Annotated in this window: 23 protein-coding genes; 1 reads left to right on the forward strand and 22 read right to left on the reverse strand. The window is 71.5% G+C overall.

The window, feature by feature from the left end; translation table 11 throughout:
* Positions 1-70: 70 nt before the first annotated feature.
* The 12 genes from A2CP1_RS22590 to atpH form a co-directional block, all read right to left on the reverse strand.
* Positions 71-1,225: a F0F1 ATP synthase subunit A gene (locus A2CP1_RS22590; protein WP_015935490.1), complete on the reverse strand. Its 1,155-nt coding sequence runs from the start codon at positions 1,223-1,225 to the stop codon at positions 71-73.
* The gene (locus A2CP1_RS22595; protein ID WP_015935491.1) at positions 1,222-1,587 is read right to left on the reverse strand and encodes a hypothetical protein; all 366 of its coding nucleotides are present in this window, start codon (positions 1,585-1,587) and stop codon (positions 1,222-1,224) included. The genes A2CP1_RS22590 and A2CP1_RS22595 overlap by 4 nt, the downstream gene beginning before the upstream one ends.
* Before the next feature lies 1 nt (position 1,588).
* Complete coding sequence (locus A2CP1_RS22600; protein WP_015935492.1) at positions 1,589-1,861, reverse strand: AtpZ/AtpI family protein; 273 nt, start codon at positions 1,859-1,861, stop codon at positions 1,589-1,591.
* Between the two features lie 132 nt (positions 1,862-1,993).
* Positions 1,994-3,148, reverse strand: a complete 1,155-nt coding sequence (locus A2CP1_RS22605) for an aminotransferase class V-fold PLP-dependent enzyme (RefSeq protein WP_015935493.1) — start codon at positions 3,146-3,148, stop codon at positions 1,994-1,996.
* A 2-nt stretch (positions 3,149-3,150) separates the two neighbouring features.
* Positions 3,151-4,443 carry a glutamate-1-semialdehyde 2,1-aminomutase gene (gene hemL, locus A2CP1_RS22610; RefSeq protein ID WP_015935494.1) on the reverse strand — a complete coding sequence of 431 codons (1,293 nt, stop codon included), beginning with the start codon at positions 4,441-4,443 and terminating at the stop codon, positions 3,151-3,153.
* Positions 4,440-5,315 carry a tetratricopeptide repeat protein gene (locus tag A2CP1_RS22615; protein ID WP_015935495.1) on the reverse strand — a complete coding sequence of 292 codons (876 nt, stop codon included), beginning with the start codon at positions 5,313-5,315 and terminating at the stop codon, positions 4,440-4,442. The genes hemL and A2CP1_RS22615 overlap by 4 nt, the downstream gene beginning before the upstream one ends.
* Positions 5,312-8,035, reverse strand: coding sequence for a DNA gyrase subunit A (gyrA, locus tag A2CP1_RS22620; protein ID WP_015935496.1), 2,724 nt, complete (start codon positions 8,033-8,035; stop codon positions 5,312-5,314). The genes A2CP1_RS22615 and gyrA overlap by 4 nt, the downstream gene beginning before the upstream one ends.
* A gap of 256 nt (positions 8,036-8,291) precedes the next feature.
* Positions 8,292-8,690, reverse strand: a complete 399-nt coding sequence (locus tag A2CP1_RS22625; protein WP_015935497.1) for a F0F1 ATP synthase subunit epsilon — start codon at positions 8,688-8,690, stop codon at positions 8,292-8,294.
* 3 nt (positions 8,691-8,693) lie between these two features.
* The gene (gene atpD, locus A2CP1_RS22630; RefSeq protein ID WP_012528429.1) at positions 8,694-10,142 is read right to left on the reverse strand and encodes a F0F1 ATP synthase subunit beta; all 1,449 of its coding nucleotides are present in this window, start codon (positions 10,140-10,142) and stop codon (positions 8,694-8,696) included.
* 19 nt (positions 10,143-10,161) lie between these two features.
* A complete protein-coding gene (atpG, locus tag A2CP1_RS22635; RefSeq protein WP_015935498.1) occupies positions 10,162-11,034 on the reverse strand; it encodes an ATP synthase F1 subunit gamma in 873 nt (290 codons plus the stop codon).
* A gap of 23 nt (positions 11,035-11,057) precedes the next feature.
* Positions 11,058-12,590, reverse strand: coding sequence for a F0F1 ATP synthase subunit alpha (gene atpA, locus A2CP1_RS22640; protein WP_015935499.1), 1,533 nt, complete (start codon positions 12,588-12,590; stop codon positions 11,058-11,060).
* A 43-nt stretch (positions 12,591-12,633) separates the two neighbouring features.
* Positions 12,634-13,173: an ATP synthase F1 subunit delta gene (atpH, locus tag A2CP1_RS22645; RefSeq protein WP_015935500.1), complete on the reverse strand. Its 540-nt coding sequence runs from the start codon at positions 13,171-13,173 to the stop codon at positions 12,634-12,636.
* Between the two features lie 147 nt (positions 13,174-13,320).
* Between atpH and A2CP1_RS22650 the strand changes: the two genes are divergently transcribed.
* Positions 13,321-13,758: an Hsp20/alpha crystallin family protein gene (locus A2CP1_RS22650; RefSeq protein ID WP_015935501.1), complete on the forward strand. Its 438-nt coding sequence runs from the start codon at positions 13,321-13,323 to the stop codon at positions 13,756-13,758.
* Positions 13,759-14,005: 247 nt separating this feature from the next.
* Here the strand turns inward: A2CP1_RS22650 and A2CP1_RS22655 are convergent, their stop codons facing one another.
* From A2CP1_RS22655 to rpmH, 10 genes are all read right to left on the reverse strand, one after another.
* Positions 14,006-14,428: a bactofilin family protein gene (locus A2CP1_RS22655; RefSeq protein WP_012528434.1), complete on the reverse strand. Its 423-nt coding sequence runs from the start codon at positions 14,426-14,428 to the stop codon at positions 14,006-14,008.
* A gap of 185 nt (positions 14,429-14,613) precedes the next feature.
* The gene (locus A2CP1_RS22660) at positions 14,614-15,510 is read right to left on the reverse strand and encodes a ParB/RepB/Spo0J family partition protein (RefSeq protein ID WP_015935502.1); all 897 of its coding nucleotides are present in this window, start codon (positions 15,508-15,510) and stop codon (positions 14,614-14,616) included.
* Positions 15,507-16,286, reverse strand: a complete 780-nt coding sequence (locus tag A2CP1_RS22665; RefSeq protein WP_012528436.1) for a ParA family protein — start codon at positions 16,284-16,286, stop codon at positions 15,507-15,509. The genes A2CP1_RS22660 and A2CP1_RS22665 overlap by 4 nt, the downstream gene beginning before the upstream one ends.
* Before the next feature lie 276 nt (positions 16,287-16,562).
* Entirely contained in the window at positions 16,563-17,210 is a 648-nt protein-coding gene (gene rsmG, locus A2CP1_RS22670) for a 16S rRNA (guanine(527)-N(7))-methyltransferase RsmG (RefSeq protein ID WP_015935503.1), read from the reverse strand.
* A gap of 8 nt (positions 17,211-17,218) precedes the next feature.
* Positions 17,219-17,437 (reverse strand): hypothetical protein, encoded by a 219-nt coding sequence (locus tag A2CP1_RS22675; protein ID WP_015935504.1) that lies wholly within the window; start codon positions 17,435-17,437, stop codon positions 17,219-17,221.
* Positions 17,438-17,440: 3 nt separating this feature from the next.
* Positions 17,441-17,950, reverse strand: coding sequence for a Jag family protein (locus tag A2CP1_RS22680; protein WP_015935505.1), 510 nt, complete (start codon positions 17,948-17,950; stop codon positions 17,441-17,443).
* Positions 17,951-17,960: 10 nt separating this feature from the next.
* Positions 17,961-19,601, reverse strand: coding sequence for a membrane protein insertase YidC (yidC, locus tag A2CP1_RS22685; protein ID WP_015935506.1), 1,641 nt, complete (start codon positions 19,599-19,601; stop codon positions 17,961-17,963).
* Positions 19,602-19,604: 3 nt separating this feature from the next.
* Complete coding sequence (gene yidD / locus A2CP1_RS22690; protein ID WP_012528441.1) at positions 19,605-19,835, reverse strand: membrane protein insertion efficiency factor YidD; 231 nt, start codon at positions 19,833-19,835, stop codon at positions 19,605-19,607.
* Entirely contained in the window at positions 19,832-20,182 is a 351-nt protein-coding gene (rnpA, locus tag A2CP1_RS22695) for a ribonuclease P protein component (RefSeq protein ID WP_015935507.1), read from the reverse strand. Before rnpA ends, yidD begins: the two co-directional genes overlap by 4 nt.
* An 8-nt stretch (positions 20,183-20,190) precedes the next feature.
* Positions 20,191-20,340, reverse strand: coding sequence for a 50S ribosomal protein L34 (gene rpmH, locus A2CP1_RS23130; protein WP_011423406.1), 150 nt, complete (start codon positions 20,338-20,340; stop codon positions 20,191-20,193).
* Between the last annotated feature and the right edge of the window lie 42 nt (positions 20,341-20,382).

Below are 20,382 nucleotides of genomic sequence, written 5' to 3' on the forward strand. Positions count from 1 at the left end.
CTGCGTTCTCCGATGCTGCGTGGGCGGTGTTGCCGGGCCGCTCGTTTCCCGGGGCGCTTACCGCGCTCGACTACCCATGGCCGGGGGACGCCCCCGCCACGTGTGAACCGTGCTCCGAGCCCATGCCGGGCCCGGCGTGACCGTGCTCCTCCGCGTGCCCGTGGTCGTCGCCGTGGTGGACCAGGCCGGCGCCGATGAACAGCGAGGAGAGCATGGTGAAGATGTAGGCCTGCACGAACGCCACGAAGAGCTCGAGCAGGAAGATGCCGAGGGCCATCGGCACCGAGCCGAACGCCACCCAGGGCGTGCCCAGCGCGAAGATGAGGCCGAGCAGCGCCAGGATCACGAAGTGGCCCGCCACCATGTTGGCGAAGAGACGGACGGTGAGGGCGAAGGGCTTCGTGAACAGGCCCAGGAACTCGACCGGGATCATGATGATCCACAGCGGCGCGAGCGACTTCGGCACGCCGCCGGTGAGGTGGGCGAGGTAGCCGCCCACGCCCATGGCGCGGATGGCGGCGTACTGCGTGATGAGGAACGTGAAGAGCGCGAGCGCGACCGTGACCGAGAGGTTCGCGGTGGCGGTGGCCGAGAACGGGATGAGGCCGAACAGGTTCAGGAACAGGATGAAGAAGAAGGCGGTGACGAGGTACGGGACGAAGCGGTCCGCGTCCCGCTCGCCGATGTTCTTCACGGCGATCTCGTTCCGGACGAACGCGACCAGCACCTCGATGAAGTTGTAGAGGCCGCGCGGCACCAGGCTCTTCTTGCGGACCGCGGCGAGCACCACCACGAGCAGCAGCGCCGAGGCGAACCACATCATCATGACGTGCTTGGTGGGCGTCATGTCGAGCGCGCCGAACCTGAGCGCGTCGCCGAACGTCTCGCGGAGATCCCACTCGCAGTTCCAGGCGAGGGCGCCGTGGCAGAAGCCGGGGTGCTCGATCACGTAGCCGTCGGTGACATGGTGCATCATCACCGCGCCCAGGCTCTCGTCGTGGCCACCCTCGTGACCGGCGGCGTCGCCGTGCTCGCCGGCGGCGGCGGCATGCGCCTCGACGGCGGCGCCGTGCTCGCCCGCCGGGGCGGCGTGGGCGTCGGGGGCGGCGGCCTCGGGGGCCGGCGCGCCGTGCTGCTCGACCGGGGCGGCGGCCGGCGCGGGCGCGGCGTCGTGCTGGGCGAGCGAGAGGCTGAGGGCGAGCGTGACGAGCGTGGCGGCGGTCATGCGGTCGTTCCCGTTCCTCGGTTGAGCGAGTGGACGAAGGCGCCTTCGATGGCGCTGAAGACGAAGTAGGGCACGAAGAAGGCGACGACGAAGGCGTAGATGCTCTCGCCCGCGCGCGCGATGGCGACCGTCCCGAGCGCGACGAGGAGGATGCGGACGAGGAACGCGGAGGCCATCACCGCGAGCGCCCGCTGCACCGGCTTCGACCCGCGCGCGAACCGCGCCATCGCGACGATGGACGCGAGCGCGGTCAGGCCGGAGATCGAGGCGCCCACCAGCGCGCCACGGCGGTACGCCCCGGAGGCGAGCGCGAGCGCGACGAACGCGGCGGCGAAGGCGGCGGTGACGAGCGGGTGCTTCAACTCAACGGTCCTTCTTCCCCGATCCGAGTACGGTCCTGAAGAAGCTGACGAACCCGCCCACCATCCCGAGCAGCGAGCCGAGGAGCAGGAACCACGGCGTCTCGTTCCCCAGCTTCCCGTCCAGCCAGTGGCCGGCCCAGGCGAACAGCCCGATGGAGGCGACCAGCGTGGTGGAGGCGCCCATGTACGGCGCCGCCTTGCGATAGCCCTCCGCAAGGTTCGAGAGCCCCTTCGTCTCCGGATCCCGGCGCTCTCGATCGCTCGGTCCCGGCACTGCGCGCCTCCGCCCCTCGTCCCCGGAATCACCGGAGGTTACCGACGTTTCGGCGAGCCGAAGGGCACGCCCGTATAGCAGGCGGGACCGGCGGCGTCAATGGCCGCGACCCCCGCCCGGAGCCATCCCGCGTCACATCGCCGGCGGGAGGGCCGCCGCCAGGCGGTCCACGTCGTCGGGGGTGCTGTAAAGGTGCGGCGCGACGCGGATCCTGCCGCCCCTGAGCGAGGTCCAGACCCGCGCCGCGCGGAGCGCGTCCTGGCCGGCCTCGGTGGCGGCCGCGCCGGCCATGGCCCGCAGGCACACGAGGTGGCTGCGCGCCTCGGGCGCGAGCGGGCTCGCCGCCTCCCACCCCGGGGGCAGGGCCGCGAGCAGCCGATCGCCGAGCGCCCGGGCGTGGGCCTGGATCCGGGCCGGCCCGGCCTCGAGCACGAGGCGCAGCGACTCGGCCAGCGGAAGCAGGTTGTTGAAGCTCGCGGTCTGGTGGGCGTCGTAGCGCCGGGCGCCGGGCTTCAGCTCCGGCGCGGTGGGCAGGTGCTCGAAGTCCTCCGAGCCCTTCACCGCCCACCAGTTGAGGTCGCCCACCGCCAGCCGATCCAGCGCGGCGGAGGAGAACAGGCCGAGCGCGGTGCCGTAGGGTCCGAGCAGGAACTTGTAGGCGGCGGCCGCGTAGACGTCCACGCCCGAGCCGCCGAAGTCGAACGGCAGGGCGCCCGCCGCCTGGCTGCCATCCACCACCGTGAGCGCGCCGGCCCTGCGCGCCGCCTCCACCACCGGTCCGGGATCGATGCGGCCGCCGTGCAGGTACGAGACGTGGGCGAACGCCACCACCCGCGTCCGCGGACCGATCTCGGCGGCGAGCCGCGCGGCCGAGACCGCGCCGCTCGCGTGGTCCGGCTCGACCACCCGCACCCGCACGCCGCGCCGGGCGAGCCAGCGCCAGGGGAAGTCGTTCGAAGGGTACTCGTGGCGGGCCACGAGGAGCTCGTCGCCCTCGGCGAGCTCGAGCCCGCGCGCCACCGCGTTCACGATCTGCCCGGCGCCGGTCGCGATGGCGACGGCCTCCTCGCGGGCGCCGAGCAGGCGGGCCGCGAGCGCGCGGACCTCGTCCACCGCGCTCACGTAGGTGCGCGGGCCGATGCGCCAGGGCTGCTCCTTCAGCTTGAGCGCCTCGCGCCCGGCGCGCGAGGCGGAGAGCGGGAGCGGGCCCTGGTTCGCGGCGTCGAGGTAGGCGATCCCCTCGAACGCCGCGAAGCGATCGGAGAGGAGCGGGTCGAGCTCCCCCAACGTCAGGCCACCTTCGCCGCCTCGGCGAAGGCCAGGCGCGCCGCGGCCACGGTGCGCGCCACGTCGTCGTCGGTGTGGGCGGTCGAGAGGAACGCCGCCTCGAACTGCGAGGGCGGCAGGTAGGCGCCGTGCTCGAGCATGGCGTGGAAGAACGCGCCGAACCGGCGGGTGTTGCAGGCGCGCGCGCTCGCGGCATCGAACACCGGCCTGTCCGAGAAGAAGACGGTCAGCATCGAGCCCACCCGGTTCACCTGCACGGGCACGTTCGCCTCGGCGGCCGCGGCCTGGAGGCCCTCGGCGAGCGCGGCGGAGAGCGCCTCCAGCTTCCGGTAGGCCGCCTCGGTCATGAGCTTCAGCGCGGCGTGCCCGGCGGCCATGGCCATCGGGTTCCCGGAGAGCGTGCCCGCCTGGTAGATGGGCCCGGCGGGCGCCACCCGGTCCATCACGTCGCGACGGCCGCCGAACGCGCCCACCGGCAGGCCGGCGCCGATCACCTTGCCGAAGGTGACGAGGTCGGGCCGCAGGCCGTACAGCCCGCAGGCGCCGCCGGAGGAGAGGCGGAAGCCGGTCATCACCTCGTCCACGATGTAGAGCGCGCCGTGCTTCCTGCAGAGGTCGTGGACGCCCTGGAGGAAGCCGGGGCGGGGGACGAGCACGCCCATGTTCCCGACCACCGGCTCGAGGATCACCGCGGCGATGGACGCACCCTTCGCCTCGAACACCTTCTCGAGCGCGGGGAGGTCGTTGTACGGCGCCGTCAGCGTGTGACGGGCCACGTCCGCCGGCACGCCGGGCGAGTCGGGGAGGCCGAGCGTCTCGACGCCCGAGCCGGCCTTCACCAGCAGCGGATCGCCCGCGCCGTGGTAGCAGCCGTCGAACTTCACGATGTCGTCGCGCCCGGTGAAGCCGCGCGCCACCCGGATGGCCGAGGTGGTGGCCTCGGTGCCGGAGGACACGAAGCGCATCTTCTCCACCCACGGCATCCGCTCGCGCACCAGCTCGGCGAGCAGGATCTCGCGCGGCGACGGCGCGCCGAAGGAGGAGCCCTCCTTCATCGCGTCCTGCACCTCGCGCATCACCTCGGGGTGGCAGTGCCCGACGATCATCGGGCCCCAGGACAGCACGTAGTCGACGTAGTCGTTCCCGTCGACGTCGAAGATGTGCGAGCCCTTCGCGCGCGAGATGAAGCGCGGCGTGCCGCCCACGCCCTTGAACGCGCGCACCGGGCTGTTCACGCCCCCCGGGAACAGGTCGTTCGCCTTCTCGAACAGCTTCTGCGACAGCTCGGTCTTCATGGTCCCTCCCGCGGGGCGGACTTCGCCGACCCCTTGTCGAACGCCGCGGCGCGGTCGCCGGGCCGGGCCGTTCCCGCCCGCGCGCGCCGCTCGCGCACCGCCTCGATGTTGGTCCGGATCGCGTCCGGGTTCGGGTGCCCCGGCAGCGCGAGCGCGTACAGCTCGAGCGCGCGGTCGAGGTCGCCGGACTGCGCGTGGATCTGCGCCTGCGCCTCGAGCGCGCGCGCCTTCACGTCCGGGCGCGAGCGCCGGTCCACCAGCGCCTGGAACGCGCCCAGCGCCTCCTCGTCCCGCCGCTCCAGCGCCCAGGACTGCCCGGTGAGCAGCTGCGCCTCGTCGGCCAGCTCGTGGGTGGGCCACTTCTCGCGCAGGATGCGCGCCTCGGTGCGCGCCTGCTCCCAGCGCTTCAGCGCCAGGTACTCGTGCGCCACCTCGAGCTGGTACCGCGGCGCGTCCGGCGAGTCGGAGCCGGCCACGTCGGCGTACTGGGTGATGGCGGCGAGGTGGTCGCCGTAGCGGTCGCGGAAGATGTCGCCGAGCCGGCCGCGCGCCTCGTGCGCCTCCGGGCCGCCCGGGTGGAGCGAGATGATGCGGCGGTAGTAGGCGAGGGCGCTCGGGTAGTCGCCCAGCTCGAGGTACGAGACGTCGCCCGCGAACTTGAGCGCCTTCCAGCGCACCTCGGCGTCGGCGTTCCCGAGCTGCCCCTCGCCCAGGTCGGCGAGGAGCTGCTGGTAGCCGGCGAGCGCGCCGCGCGGATCGCCGGCGTGGCGGCGCGCGGTGGCCGCCTCGAGCTTGCGCTCGGCGGAGCCGCAGCCGAGGAGCAGCGCCGCGGCGAGCGCGCCGGCGGCCCAGCGGGACCGGGCGGAGCTCACCCCTGCTCCTCCGGCCCTTCCCCGCCCTCGCCGCCCTCGCCCGAGGGGTCGCCGGCGTCGCCGCCGTCCTCCGGCGCGGTCTCGACCGGCGCGGCGCCCTCCGGCTCCTCGCGCACGCCCGCCTCCTCGGCCTCGGGGGTGGTCTCGGCCACGCGGGCCACGCCCACCACCTGCTCCTCCTTCGACTCGAGCGTGATGAGCCGGACGCCCTGCGTGTTCCGGCCGATGACGCTGATGCCGCGCGCCGGCATGCGGATGAGCATGCCGCCGTTCGTGATGAGCATCACCTCCTCGGCGTCGCCGACCGGGGCCGCCGCGACCACCGGGCCGTTCCGCTCGGTGGTCTTGATGGTGATGAGCCCCTTCCCGCCGCGGGTCTGCACCCGGTACTCGGCAAGCTCGGTGCGCTTGCCGTAGCCGTTCGCGGTGACGGTGAGGACGGTGTGCGCCTGCTCGCCCTCTGCGGCCGCCGGGATGGCCGCGCCGGCGACCACCTCGTCGCCGGCCTCGAGCGTGATGCCCTTCACGCCGTAGGCGGTGCGGCCCATGGGCCGGACGTCGGACTCCTCGAAGCGGATGGCCATGCCGCGCGCGGTGGAGAGCAGGATGTGGCTGCGGTCGTCGGTGAGGCGCGCCGCGATGAGCTCGTCGCCCTCCTCGATGCCGAGCGCGATGATCCCGGCCGCGCGCGGGCGCGCGAACTGCTCGAGGCGGGTCTTCTTGATGAGCCCCTTGCGCGTGACCATGAACACGAACGCGGGCGTGCCGGGCGGCGTCGCCTCCTCCGCCTTCTCGACCTCGGCGCCCTCGCCCTCGGCCGCCTCGTCGGCGGCGCCGGGCGGCTCGGGCAGCCGCCGCACCGGCAGGATCGCCGCGACCTTCTCGCCGGGCGCGAGCTGCACCAGGTTCACGATGGGCTTGCCCTTGGCCGTCCGGCCGGCGGGCGGGATCTCGTGGACCTTCAGCCAGTACACCTTCCCCTTGTCGGAGAAGACGAGCAGGTAGCTGTGCGTCGAGGCGACGAACAGGCTCTCGAGGAAGTCCTCGTCGCGGGTGGCGGCGCCGGTCTTGCCGCGCCCGCCGCGCTTCTGCGCGCGGTACAGCGACACCGGGTTCCGCTTCACGTAGCCGAGGTGCGAGACGGTCACGACCATCTCCTCCTCGGCGATGAGGTCCTCGGTGGAGAGGTCGGAGGCCTCGCCCTGGATCTCGGTGCGGCGCTCGTCGGCGAAGAGCTGCTTCACCTCCTTCAGCTCCCCGACGATGACGTCCATCAGCACCTTCTCGGACGCGAGGATCTCCTTCAGGCGCGTGATGAGCTTCTGCACCTCGGCCAGCTCGTCCAGGATCTTCTGGCGCTCCAGGCCGGTGAGGCGCTGGAGCTGCATCTCCAGGATGGCCTTCGCCTGGAGCTCGGACAGCGCGAACCGCGCCATCATCTCGTCGCGGGCGGCGTCGCGGTCCTTCGCCTTCTTGATGAGCTCGATGATCTCGTCGATGTGGTCGAGCGCGATCTGGTAGCCGAGCAGGATGTGCTCGCGCTCGCGCGCCTTGCGCAGCTCGTAGCGGGTCCGCCGCGTGACCACGTCACGGCGGTGCGCCACGAAGCGCTCCAGCATCTCCTTCAGCGTCAGGATGCGCGGCTGCCCGCCGTCGATGGCGAGCATGATCACGCCGAAGCCCATCTGCATCTGCGTGTGCGCGTACAGGTTGTTCAGCACCACCTGCGCCATCGCGTCGCGCTTCAGCTCGATGACGATGCGCATGCCCTCGCGCGAGGACTCGTCGCGCAGGTCGCTGATGCCCTCGATCCGCTTCTCGCGCACCAGCTCGGCGATGTGCTCGACCAGCTTCGCCTTGTTCACCTGGTACGGGATCTCGGTGACGACGATGGTCTCGCGCTCGGTCTTCGGGTGGATCTCGACCACCGTGCGCGCGCGCACCTGGATCGTGCCGCGGCCCTTCTCGTAGGCGGCGCGGATGCCGTCCCGGCCGTGGATGAACCCGGCGGTGGGGAAGTCCGGCCCCGGGATGAAGCGCATCAGGTCGAGGACGGTGGCCTTCGGGTTCTCGATGAGGTGGACGGCCGCGTCGATCACCTCGCCCATGTTGTGGGGCGGGATGTTGGTGGCCATGCCCACCGCGATGCCGGCCGACCCGTTCACCAGCAGGTTGGGGAAGCGGGTGGGGAGGACGCGCGGCTCGAGGATCGACTCGTCGAAGTTCGGCCCCCAGTCGACCGTCTCCTTGTCGATGTCGGCGAGCAGGTGGTCGGAGAGCCGCTCCAGGCGGCACTCGGTGTAGCGGTAGGCCGCGGCGGGATCGCCGTCCACCGAGCCGAAGTTGCCCTGGCCGTCGATGAGCGGGTAGCGCAGGTTCCAGTCCTGCGCGAGGCGCACCAGCGCGTCGTAGACCGAGGCGTCGCCGTGCGGGTGGTACTTCTTCAGCACCTCGCCCACGACGCCGGCGCACTTGGAGTAGCGCTTGTTGTGGTGCAGCCCCTCGGTGTGCATCGCGTAGAGCACGCGGCGGTGCACCGGCTTCAGGCCGTCGCGCACGTCGGGCAGCGCGCGGCCGATGATCACCGACATCGAGTAGTCGAGATACGACTTGCGCATCTCCTGCTCGATGTTGACCTGCGGGCCCCCGGGCGGCGGCGCCGGAGGCGGGGGAGGCGCGGGCGCGTCGGGAGGGGTCGGGGGCAGGGTGTCTTCGGGCATCGGCGGGCTCGCGGCCAGGCGGCGGCGGAGCGCGTGGGGCCGCTCCGCTGGAAGGGGTGCTTTTATCCGATTCCCCTTGGAGATTCAATGCGTTTGCCGCGCTGCGGCGGGGCGGGCGCGGCGCCGCGGCCGCGAGGCGGCGGATTCACGTACCGTGCGGCTCGGGCGGGGCGGCGCGCGCCGGAAGCGGCCCTGAAACGGCGACGGGGAAGGCGCCGGAGCGCCTTCCCCGCCGTGGGAAGCCTGTTCGCGTCGCCTAGCGGCCCGCGACCGTGAGCCGGGCCGCGGCGCGGCGCACGCGCGCGGACTCGGCCGAGTGGCTCTCGTCCTGCTCGGTGAGCTGGAGCAGCCGGTTCTGCGCGTCCTCGAAGGCCTTGCGGGCGCGGTCCACGTCGATCTCGCCGGCCGCCTCGGCGGTGTCGGCGAGCACGATGACGCGGTTGTCGGCGACCTGCAGGAACCCGCCGCCGACGGCGTAGTGGTGCTCCCGCCCGCCCTCGACGTAGGTGAGCCGGCCGGGCTCGAGCGCGGTCATGAAGGGCTCGTGGTTCAGCCGGACGCCGAACCCGCCCTGCACGCCGGGCGCGCGGACCTCGTCCACCTGGACCGAGAGGACCCGCTTCTCCGGGGTGACGATGTCGAGCGTGAGCGCCATCGGTTACCCCGCGGTGAGCTTCTTGGCCTTCTCCACCGCCTCCTCGATCCCGCCGACCATGTAGAACGCCTGCTCCGGCAGGTCGTCGTGCTTGCCGTCGACGATCTCCTTGAAGCCGCGGATCGTGTCGGGGAGCTCGACGTACTTGCCCGGGTTGCCGGTGAACTGCTGGGCGACGGTGAAGGGCTGGGAGAGGAAGCGCTGGATCTTGCGGGCGCGCGCCACGGTGAGCTTGTCGTCCTCGGAGAGCTCGTCCATGCCGAGGATGGCGATGATGTCCTGCAGGTCCTTGTAGCGCTGCAGGGTCTCCTGGACCGCGCGGGCCACGGCGTAGTGCTCCTGGCCGACCACGTTCGGATCGAGGATTCGCGAGGTGGAGTCGAGCGGGTCCACCGCGGGGTAGATGCCGATCTCGGTGAGCTTGCGGTTCAGCACCGTGGTGGCGTCGAGGTGCGCGAACGCGGTCGCCGGCGCCGGGTCGGTGAGGTCGTCGGCGGGCACGTAGATGGCCTGCACCGAGGTGATGGCGCCCTTCTGCGTGGAGGTGATGCGCTCCTGCAGCTCGCCCATCTCGGTGGAGAGCGTGGGCTGGTAACCCACGGCCGACGGGATGCGGCCGAGGAGCGCGGACACCTCGGAGCCGGCCTGAGTGAACCGGAAGATGTTGTCGATGAAGAGCAGCATGTCGCGGTTCTCGACGTCGCGGAAGTACTCCGCCACGGTGAGCGCCGAGAGGGCGACGCGGGCGCGGGCGCCGGGCGGCTCGTTCATCTGCCCGTACACCAGCACGCACTGGCTCTTCGACAGGTCGTCCTTGTTGATGACGCCCGCCTCGATCATCTCGTGGTAGAGGTCGTTGCCCTCGCGGGTCCGCTCCCCCACGCCGCCGAACACCGAGAAGCCGCCGCGCTTCTTCGCGACGTTGTTCACGAGCTCCATCAGCAGCACGGTCTTGCCCACGCCCGCGCCGCCGAACAGGCCGATCTTGCCGCCGCGGAGGTACGGGGCGAGCAGGTCGATGACCTTGATGCCGGTCTCGAACGCCTCGACCTTCACGTTGAGGTCGGTGAGCAGCGGGGCCGCGCGGTGGATGGGCAGCGTCCGGGTCGCGGCCACCGGGCCGCGCTCGTCCACCGGCTCGCCCACCACGTTCAGGATGCGGCCCAGCACCTCCTTGCCCACCGGCACGGCGATGGGGGCGCCGGTGTTCTTCACCGGCATGCCGCGCACCAGGCCGTCGGTGGAGTCCATCGCGATGCAGCGCGCGGTGTTCTCGCCGAGGTGCTGCGAGACCTCGATGACGAGGTTGTCCTGGCGGTCGTCCACGCCCGGGTTCGTCACCTTGAGCGCGGTGTAGATGTCGGGCAGCGCGCCGGGCGGGAACTCGACGTCCACCACCGGGCCGATGACCTGCGTGATCCTGCCGTTCTCAACGTTCGTAGCGGTGGCCATGTCTTCCTTTCGGGGACCGTTACTTGAGCGCCTCGGCGCCGCCCACGATCTCCATGAGCTCCTTCGTCACGTAGGCCTGGCGCGCCCGGTTGTACTGGAGGCTGAGCGACGCGATCATCTCCTCGGCGTTCTTGGTCGCCGACTCCATCGCGCTCATCCGCGCGCCGTGCTCCGACGCGGCGGACTCGAGCAGCGCGCGCCACACCTGCATCGCCACGTGGCGGGGCAGGAGCTCGGCGAGCAGCGCCTCGCGGGAGGGCTCGTACTTGAAGTCGATGCCGGTCGCGTCCGCGCCGGCGGCCGAGGTGTCGATGGGGAGCAGCTGCACCACCACCTGCTTCTGGGAGATGGCGCTCTTGAACTCGTTGTAGGCGAGGAACACCGCGTCCACCTCGCCGGCGAGGTAGCGCTCGGTGGCCTCGCGCGCGAGCGCCTCGGCCTTCTCGTAGGCGAGGTTCGCGTGGACGCCGGTGTAGTCCTTGCGGATGTCGAGCCGGCGGGCCTTGAAGTACTCGCGGCCCTTCTTCCCCACGGTGGAGAGCGCGATCCGCTCGAAGCGGTCGGCGTTCTCGGTGAGGAAGCGCTGGACGAAGCGGCAGATGTTGGAGTTGAAGCCGCCGGCCAGGCCGCGGTCGCTGGTGACGACCACCACCTCTGCGGTGCGCTGGGCGCGCGGGGCGAGCAGCGGGTGCGCCACCTGCTCCTCGGCGGCGGCGCGGGCCGCCAGCCGGGAGAGGGTCTGGTCCAGCAGGACCGCGTACGGGCGGGTCTTGAGGACGGCGTCCTGGGCGCGGCGCAGCTTCGCCGCGGACACCATCTTCATGGCCTTGGTGATCTGCCGCGTCGAGCGGACCGAGCCGATGCGGTTGCGGATGTCGCGAAGGGAAGGCACGGGAGCCTCGTCTCCTCGGGCGGCTAGCCCTCGATCTTGAAGATGCCGGCGAACTCCCGGAGCGCGGCGTCGAGGTCCTTGCGGATGCCGTCGTCGAGCGCCTTCTTCTCGGCGATCGCCTTGGCGATGCCGGGGTGGCGCGCGTCGAGGAACTCGATGAGCTCGCGCATGTAGCGGACCACCTGCTCGGTCGGGACCGCGCGGATCCAGTTCTGGCCGTCGGTGTCCTTCTGCGTGCCGGCGTAGATCTGGATGACCTGCTTCTCGACCGAGAGCGGCGCGTACTGGCCCTGCTTCAGCAGCTCGACCAGGCGCTCGCCGCGGGCCAGCGTCTCCTGGGTGGCCTTGTCGAGGTCGGAGCCGAACTGCGCGAACGCGGCCAGCTCGCGGTACTGGGCGAGGTCGAGCTTCAGCGAGCCGGCCACCTGCTTCATGGCCTTGATCTGCGCGGAGCCGCCGACGCGGGACACCGAGATGCCGACGTTAATCGCCGGCCGGACGCCCTGGTAGAACAGGTTCGACTCGAGGAAGATCTGGCCGTCGGTGATGGAGATGACGTTCGTCGGGATGTACGCCGACACGTCGCCGGCCTGCGTCTCGATGATGGGGAGCGCGGTCAGCGAGCCGGCGCCCTCCTTGTCGGAGAGCTTGGCGGCGCGCTCGAGCAGACGGCTGTGGAGGTAGAACACGTCGCCCGGATACGCCTCGCGGCCCGGCGGGCGGCGGAGGAGCAGCGAGAGCTGACGGTACGCGACGGCCTGCTTCGACAGGTCGTCGTAGATGATGAGCGCGTGGCGGCCGGAGTCGCGGAAGTACTCCGCCATGGTCACGCCGGTGTACGGCGCGAGGTACTGCATCGGGGCGGGGTCGGAGGCGCTGGCGGAGATGACCGTCGTGTACTCCATCGCGCCGTACTTCTTGAGCGTGTCGACCACGCGCGCGACGGTGGACTGCTTCTGGCCGATGGCGACGTAGAAGCAATAGAGGTTGTTGCCCTTGTTGTTGAGGATGGTGTCGATCGCCACGGCGGTCTTGCCGGTCTGGCGATCCCCCAGGATGAGCTCGCGCTGGCCGCGGCCGATGGGCACGAGCGCGTCGATCGCCTTCAGGCCGGTCTGCATCGGCTCGTGCACCGACTTGCGCTTCACGATGCCGGGGGCCTTGATCTCGATCTTGCGGTGGTGCTTCGCGTTCAGCGGCCCGCGCCCGTCGATCGGGTTGCCGAGGCCGTCCACCACGCGCCCGAGCAGCTCCTCGCCCACCGGCACCTCGGCGATGAGGCCGGTCCGCTTGACCGGGTCGCCCTCGCGGATGTGCTCGTACGGCCCCATGATGGCGGCACCGACGTTGTCCTCCTCGAGGTTGAGGACCAGGCCGCGGATCCCGCCCGGGAACTCGAGGAGCTCGCCGGCGGCGGCGCCGGCAAGGCCGTAGATGCGGGCGACGCCGTCCGCCTGGCTCAGGATCGAGCCGGTCTCGGCGACCTCGACCTTCTTCCCGTAATCCTTGATCTGCTCGCGGATGATGCGGCTGATCTCGTCGGCGCGGATTTCCATCGGATCGGTTCTCCGGGGCGATGCTGTGTGGGGAGCGAGTTCGTTACTGCTTCAAGGTCTTGCGGAGGTCCTCGAGCTGGGTCCGCACGGATCCGTCGTAGACCAGGCTGCCGACCTGGGCGATCACGCCGCCGAGGAGCGACGGGTCCACCGCGCGGTCGAGCAGGACCTTCGCGTTCGTGGCCTTCGAGAGCCGGTCGGCGATGGCCTGGGCGGCCGAGGCGTCGAGGGGCACCGCCGAGGTGACCCGGGCGCGGAGGCGGCCGAGGTGCTGATCGGCGAGCGAGCGGAAGGTGTCCACCACCGCCGCCAGGTAGGCGAGGCGGTTCCGGTCGCCGAGCAGGAAGAGGAGGTTGGCCGGCTCGCGCTCGAGCTTCAGCGCAGAGGCCAGCTTCTCCACGATGGCCCGGCGCTGCTCCTTCGAGTAGACCGGGTTGGACAGGACGTCGCGCAGATCGGGGGAGCCTTCGACGGCGTTCTTCAGCACCTGGAGCGCGTCGTTCCAGGGCTCGACGCGACCCTGCTCGACGGCGAGGCTGAAGAGCGCCCGGGCGTACCGGCGGGCGATGGAACCCATGAGCATAAGAGGACGCGCTGCGTAGCATGTCGCAGGCGCCCCGGTCAAGTACGTCCCGGCTTTACCCCGTGGACTTTCGCGGGGTTCGGGCCTCGATTGACACCCGCACCCGTCGACTTACGTTCCCCGCGCCTGAAAAGGAGGTCAAAAATCATGGCGATGCTGACCAGATTCGAGCCCTTCCGAGACCTGGCGAGGCTGCAGGACGAGATGGGCCGCATGTTCGGTGATGACCGCCTGTTCCGCGCCGGCGAGTCGGTGGGCTGGACGCCCGCGTGCGACATCTACGAGGACGAGGAGGCAGTGGCGCTCCGCTTCGAGCTGGCTGGGGTGGATCCGAAGGACGTCGAGGTCCGCTTCGAGAACGGCGTGCTGACGCTGCGGGGCGAGCGGAAGCTCGAGCACGAGGAGAAGCGCGAGAACTACCACCGCGTCGAGCTCGGCTACGGCACCTTCACCCGCTCCTTCACGCTCCCGAGCACCGTGGACGCGGAGCACATCCGCGCCGAGGCGAGGAACGGGGTGCTGGCGGTGACGCTGCCGAAGCGCGCCGAGGCGAAGCCGCGCGCGATCCAGGTGAAGATCACCTGAGCGATCTCACGGGGCTGGGGGTTCTCCGCGAGGGCTGCGCCCTCGCCCCGCCGGCGAGCCGTCGGGGCCCCACTCCTGCTGCGCGGGGCCCGTGACCTCGCGCGCCCGCCTCCGCGGGCGCGGCTTCGCCGCGCGGACGGGCCTGCGCCCCGCGATGCGCGGGATCGCACACCGCCCTCGGCAAACGAAAAGCGGGCCCCGTCTCCGGAGCCCGCTTTCCTTTTTGCCCACGACGTGACGCGTCGCGTTACGGCTTGACGGCGGCGACGGCCGGGGCCGGGGCGGGCTTCGACGCGGTCTTGTCGAGCGCCTCCATCTTCGACTGACCCTCGAAGATGACGCCCTTCTCGACCATGAGCGACGGGGCCTCGATGTTGCCCCGCATCTTGGCGGGATGGTGCAGCTCGACCGCGTTCTTCGCGCGGACGTTGCCGTTGATCTCGCCGTGGACGATCACCGTGCCACAGGTGATCTCGGCGGACACCTTGGCGCCCTCGCCAACCACCAGCACGTCGTTGGTGACGATGGTGCCGGTGAACTTGCCGTCGATGCGGACGGTGCCTTCGAAGGTGAGCTTCCCTTCGAACTCCGAGCCGCGGCCCAGCAGGGCGTTGAGATCGCCGGACGCGGCCGGGATGGAGGTGAGTTCTTCGCGCTTCAGCATGGCCATGGAATGCGGCTCCTCGTTCCTCGATGGCTTCGTGGGCGTGTCTTCAGCCGGGCCGGACGCACCGTCAGACGGCGCGTCCTCCCTCAGCTTGCTCCAGAAGGACATCCTTCCTCACAGTGGTACTGGATCGGCCGTCGCCGGCCCAGGCTCGACGTCCCTTGAACCGGGGACGTCGAACCCTACTGTTACGCTCCGATCTTTGCCAGTATTCCGTCGAGTTCGTCGAGGGAGGTGTATTCAACCTCGAGCTTCCCGGCGACCGCAGACTTGGGGACGACGCGGCACCGCGCGCCCAGCCGGCGCTGCAGCCGGTGCGCAAGGTCGCGGATCGCCGGGCTGTCGGCGGGCGCATCGCTGGGCCCCGCCTTCGGCGGCTTCTTGGAGAGGCTCCGTACGAGCGCCTCGGTGGCGCGCACCGACAGCCCCTCGCGGATGGCCCGCTGCGCGATCTTCCGGATCGCCTCGCCGTCCTCGAGGCCGAGCAGGGCGCGGGCGTGGCCCATGTCGAGCTGGCCACCCCGGACCGACTCGCGCACGTCCTCCGGCAGCTTCAGCAGCCGGAGCGCGTTCGCGACGGTGGAGCGCTCCTTGCCGACGCGGGTCGCGATGGCTTCCTGCGTGAGCCCGTGGTCCGCCTGCAGGACCTCGTAGGCCTCCGCCTCCTCGATCGCGTTCAGGTCGGCGCGCTGCAGGTTCTCGACGAGCGCGAGCTCGAACGCCTCGCGATCGGTCGCCTCGCGGAGGACCGCCGGGACCTCCTTCAGCCCGGCGCGCTGGGCGGCGCGCCAGCGGCGCTCGCCGGCCAGGATCCGGTACCGTCCGCCGTCCTTGCGCACCAGGATCGGCTCGACGATCCCGTGCTGGCGGATGGAGGCCGCCAGCTCCTCGAGCTTCGCGTCCTCGAACCGCTTGCGAGGCTGCTCCGGGTTTCGCTCGATGGCCTCGACCGGGAGCGTGAGGAGCGTCCGGCCCGGGATGGCGGGCGCGGGCGCCGCCGCCGCGCTGGGCGGGGGCGGGGCGTTGGACAGCAGGGCGGCCATGCCGCGCCCGAGGGCGGGGCGGCGCTTCTCGGCGATGCTCACGCGAGACCTCCCTCCGCGCCGAAGCGGGCAGCGACCTCGCGCGCGAGCTCGAGGTAGCTCTGACACCCCTTCGACGTGACGTCGTAGAGCAGGATGGGCTTCCCGTGGCTGGGCGCCTCGGAGAGCCGCACGTTCCGCGGGATCACGGTCTGGAACACCTGGCTCGCGAAGGTCTTCCGGATCTCGTCCGCGACCTGGTTCGCGAGGTTGTTGGGCGAGAACATGGTGAGGACGATCCCGTCCACGGTCAGGCCCGGGTTCGCGGCGGCGCGCACGAGCTCGATCGTCTTCAGCACGTCGGCGAGCCCCTCGAGCGCGTAGTACTCGCACTGGAGCGGGATGATGACGCCCTGTGCGGCCACCAGGCCGTTCAGCGTGAGCAGACCGAGCGACGGCGGGCAGTCGATGACCACGTACTCGTAGCTCGGCGCGAGCGTGTCCACGGCGCGCTTCAGGCGCGACTCGCGCGCGTCCAGCTCCGCCAGCTCCAGCTCGGCGCCGACCAGGTGACGCGAGGCAGGGACGAGGTCGAGGAACTTGAGCTCGGTCTTGCGGACCGCCTCCGACAGCGGCTGGTCGTCGAGCAGCACCTCGTAGATGGACTTCTCCGACTCGTCGCGGCGGATGCCGAGCGCGCTGCCGGCGTTCCCCTGCGGGTCCACGTCCACGAGCAGCGTCCGGTGCTCCGCGGCCGCGAGCGACGCGGCCAGGTTGACGGCGGTGGTGGTCTTGCCGACCCCGCCCTTCTGATTCGCGATGGTGAGGATGCGGCCCATTCGTCCTGCTTCCAGGGGGGCGATGCCCCCAGCCGACGTCTCGTCCAAGAAGAGTTCCCTCGGTTGCGGTTCCGGTGTCCCGGTTCGGGACGGTGCCGAGGGACCATGCCCCAGCCCTCTGACACCGGGGCGTTCCACGTGGAACGTTCGCGCCGGGGGGGCATCCGGCGGGGCGCTGTTCCACGTGGAACACACCGGGGCCCGGCGTCGCCGCCGTTCCACGTGGAACATCGAGTCCTGCCGGGGAAGTCCGGCGAACGCCGCTGCTCGGCCCCGCTAGCGCTGCTGCCAGCGGGCGACCGCCCGGGCGGCGTGCGAGACGGGCAGCTCGTACACGTCCAGGCCGACGAGCGTCAGCCCCTCGGCCGCGCCGGCGGCCTCGAGCCCGGCGCGATCCACCTCGCGGCCGAGCATCGCGAACAGCGTGCCGCCCTCCGCCAGGTACCGCGCGCCGACCGGCACCCAGCGGTCGGGCTCGGCGAGCGCCCGCGACACCACCGCGTCCGCGCGCGGCAACCCCTCGCGCTCCGGCTCGCCCTCCGCACGCACCGCGACCCCGCGGACCGGCAGGTCGAGCTCCGCGGACACGGCCTTCACGAACGCGATCTTCTTCGCCACGCCGTCGCAGCAGGTGACCGACAGATCGCGGCGCGCGCACGCGAGCGGGATGCCCGGCAGCCCGGCCCCGCTCCCCACGTCGAGCAGCGTCCCGGCACCGGTCAGGAACGGGAGGAGCACCAGGCTGTCCACCAGGTGCTTCTCGGCGAGCTCCGCCGGCGCGGTGATGGCGGTGAGGTTGACCTTCCGGTTCCAGGCGAGGAGGCGATCCGCGTAGCGCTCGAGGAGCGCCCGCGCCGCTTCGTCCACTGGCAGCCCGAGCGCCTCGATCCCGCTCGCCAGCGCCTCGTGGAAGGCCGAATCCATGGCGGCGGCTAGGCCTTCCGGCCCCGCCGGCCGATGGCCGCGTCCACCTCGGCGAGGTGCTCGCCGAGGAACGCCTCGACGTCGGCGTCCTCGAGCCCGAGATCGCGCAGGACGCCCTCGTAGACGAACTTGAAGCCGTCCCGGTACTGCTCGTCCTGCAGCGCGAAGGAGCGCCGCAGCACCGCCGCGGAGAAGAGCTTCTCCTCTCGGGTCTTCTCCTTCGCCAAGGGCTACCCCTGCGCCCCGCGCTTCGCGGGGATGACGAGCAGCTGGCGGAAGATCCCCTCGCCCTCGCTGCGCGTCGAGACCTCTCCGCTCGCGACCAGCGCGAGGTGGATCTGCCGCCGCTCGCGCGGGCTGATGGGCGCGATGGCCAGCACCTGACCCATCCGCACCGCGGCCGCGGCCAGCCGCGCCGCCATGGCCTCGACCGCCGGGTCGCCTTCCTCGCGGAAGCCGCCCACGTCGAGGTTCACCCACTTGCGACCCTCCGCCCGCGGGTTCGCCACCCGGTTCACGAGGACCTGCGCCGCCTCCACCAGCGCGGACGAGAGCTCGAGCGCATTGCCCGCGGCGGGCGTGAGGGCGACGCCGATGGCCTCCGGCGTCTCCTTCACCTCGATCGCCACCTCGCCGCCCATGCGCCGGAACAGCTCCTCAAGGAACGACCGGGCGGCGGCCACCTTCTCCGGCGCCTCGCGCGGCGGCGGCGCGCCCTCCCTCGGCTGCCTCTCGTCCATGGCTCCTCCGCTACTTCCCGGCGGCCGGCGCGGGCGCCGCCTGCTGGTGCTTCATCATGAGCTGCTGCTGCACGATCGAGAGCAGGTTGTTGACGAAGATGTAGAGCGTCAGCCCGCCCGGGACGAACAGCATGATGACCGTGAAGAACCCAGGGAAGAAGTAGAGCATCATCTTCGCCTGGGCGTTGTCGGCCGGCTGCGGCGACAGCTTCTGCATCACGAAGCTCGAGATGCCCATGGCGATGGGGAGGATGAAGTACGGGTCGTGCGCGGTGAGGTCCTTCATCCACAGGAACGGCTCGCGGTACAGCTCGACCGAGGTCTGCAGCGCCGCGTAGAGCGCGAACCACACCGGCATCTGCAGCAGCATCGGCAGGCACCCGCCGAGCGGGTTCACCTTGTGCTTCTGGTAGAGCTGCATCACCGCGAGGTTCATCTTCTCGCGGTCGTCGCCGAACTTCGCCTTCAGCTTCTCGATCTCCGGCTGCAGCTTCCGCATCTCGTTCATCGACTGCATCGACTTGTACGTGAGCGGGAACAGCACCAGGCGGACGAGCACCGTCAGCAGGATGATGGCGACGCCCCAGTTCCGGACGATCGCCTCGAGCCAGCGCATCACGTAGAGCAGGCCGCGCGCGAACAGCGCGAAGAACTTCGCGACCGCCCCGTAGTCGATGGCGCTCTCGAAGCCGCGCCCGTAGCCGCGCAGCGTGTCGAGGTCCTTCGGGCCCGCGTACACGGTGAGCGACAGCTTGCGCGCGCCGCCCTCCACCGGCACCGCCACCGCCGCGAGCCCTGCGCCCTTCACCGGCCCGCGCACGAACGTGCAGGTGCCGATCGGCTCGGCCGGCAGCACCGCCGCCACGAAGTAGTGCTGGTCCACGCCGGCCCAGGAGACCTGGCCCTCGAGCTTCTCCGGCGCGCCCTCCTTGGCGAGGTCGAACCGCTCGGTGGTGGTGCCCGCGCGGCAGACCGGCCGCACGAAGTCGAGCGGCGGGCCGGAGAAGATGCCGCCGCTCTTCGTGTCGGGCGGCATGAACGCGGGGTAGAGCACGCCCACGGTGCCGCTGCCGGCGCCGCCGCTCAGCTCCACGTCGAGCGCGAGCTCGTAGGGCTTGCCGGTCACGCGGAACGTCTTCCGCGCGGCGAGATTGCCGACGCGGCCCTCGAACGTCACCGACGACGCGTCGTTCGCCACGATCCGCATGGGCGCGCGCGCCCCCGGATCGGCCGCCACGTCCACCGCGCCGCCCAGCTCGGGCGAGGCCGAGAGCGAGAGCGGGTAGGGCTGGCCGCTGGTCACGTGGACCAGGTCGATCTGCACCTCGCGGTCCTTCTCCTGCTTGCGGAACTTGTCGCCCTCGAGCCGGAGGCTCTTCAGCGCGCCGCCGTAGGTGGTGAGCGTCGCCTCGAAGCCCTTCCCGGCGAGCGTCACCGTCTCCTCCGGCGCGTCCGGGGGCGGCGCGGGCACCGCAGGCGCGGCGGCCCCCGGGGCGGGCGACGCGGGGGCGGCCGGCTTCGCGACCTCCGCGGCCGGCGGGTGGGCGGGCTTCGGCGGCGCCTTCTTGGTCGGGAAGATCACCTGCCAGAGGATCAGGATGCCGACCGACAGCACGGTCGCGAGGAGGATTCGGCGATTGTCAGGACCCAAGGTCTACCTCTTAGGGGTCAGTTCCGGCACCGGGTCGACACCCCCGGCGTGGAACGGGTGGCAACGGCAAAGGCGGCGCACGGTCAGCCACGAGCCTCGCAGCGCGCCGTGGCGCTGGAGGGCGGTGACCGCGTATGCGGAGCAGGACGGGTAGAAGCGGCAGGCGGGCGGCAGGAGCGGCGAGACGAGCCGCTGGTAGATGCGGACGAGCAGCACCAGGGCCGCCCGGATCACGGGCTGCCTCCCGGCGCCGAGCGGAGCGCGCGGCCGGCCGCGGCGAGCGCACGGCGCGCGCCGTCCACGCCCATCTGCAACGCGGCGGGGCGGGCGATGACGACCAGATCGACGGGGGGGAGCTCGGGGCGGATCTCACGCCAGGCCTCTCGGACCCAGCGCTTCACGCGGTTCCGCTCGACGGCGTTTCCAACCTTCGAGGACACCGTGATCCCGATCCTCGGCCGGGGCGATCCGGAGACGAGCGCGAGAACGAGCACGTCTCCGGAGTACAGCCGCCTGCCGTGCTGCTGGACCTGGACGAACTCTCGGCGACGCCGCAGCCGCGCCGCCTTCGGCAGCCTCACCTCGGCCGCTACTTCTTCGGCGCGCGCGTGGTGAGGCGCTTGCGGCCCTTGGCGCGCCGGCTCTTCAGGACGTTTCGTCCGCCGGGGGTCTTGGAACGCTTGAGGAAACCGTGGGTGCGGTTCCTCCGCTGCTTCTTCGGTTGATAAGTCCGCTTCATGGCGCGGCAAACTCCCCGATCGCTCGCGCGATGTCAAGGTTT

Origin of the sequence: Anaeromyxobacter dehalogenans 2CP-1, from assembly GCF_000022145.1 — a bacterium.
GTDB lineage: Bacteria > Myxococcota > Myxococcia > Myxococcales > Anaeromyxobacteraceae > Anaeromyxobacter > Anaeromyxobacter dehalogenans.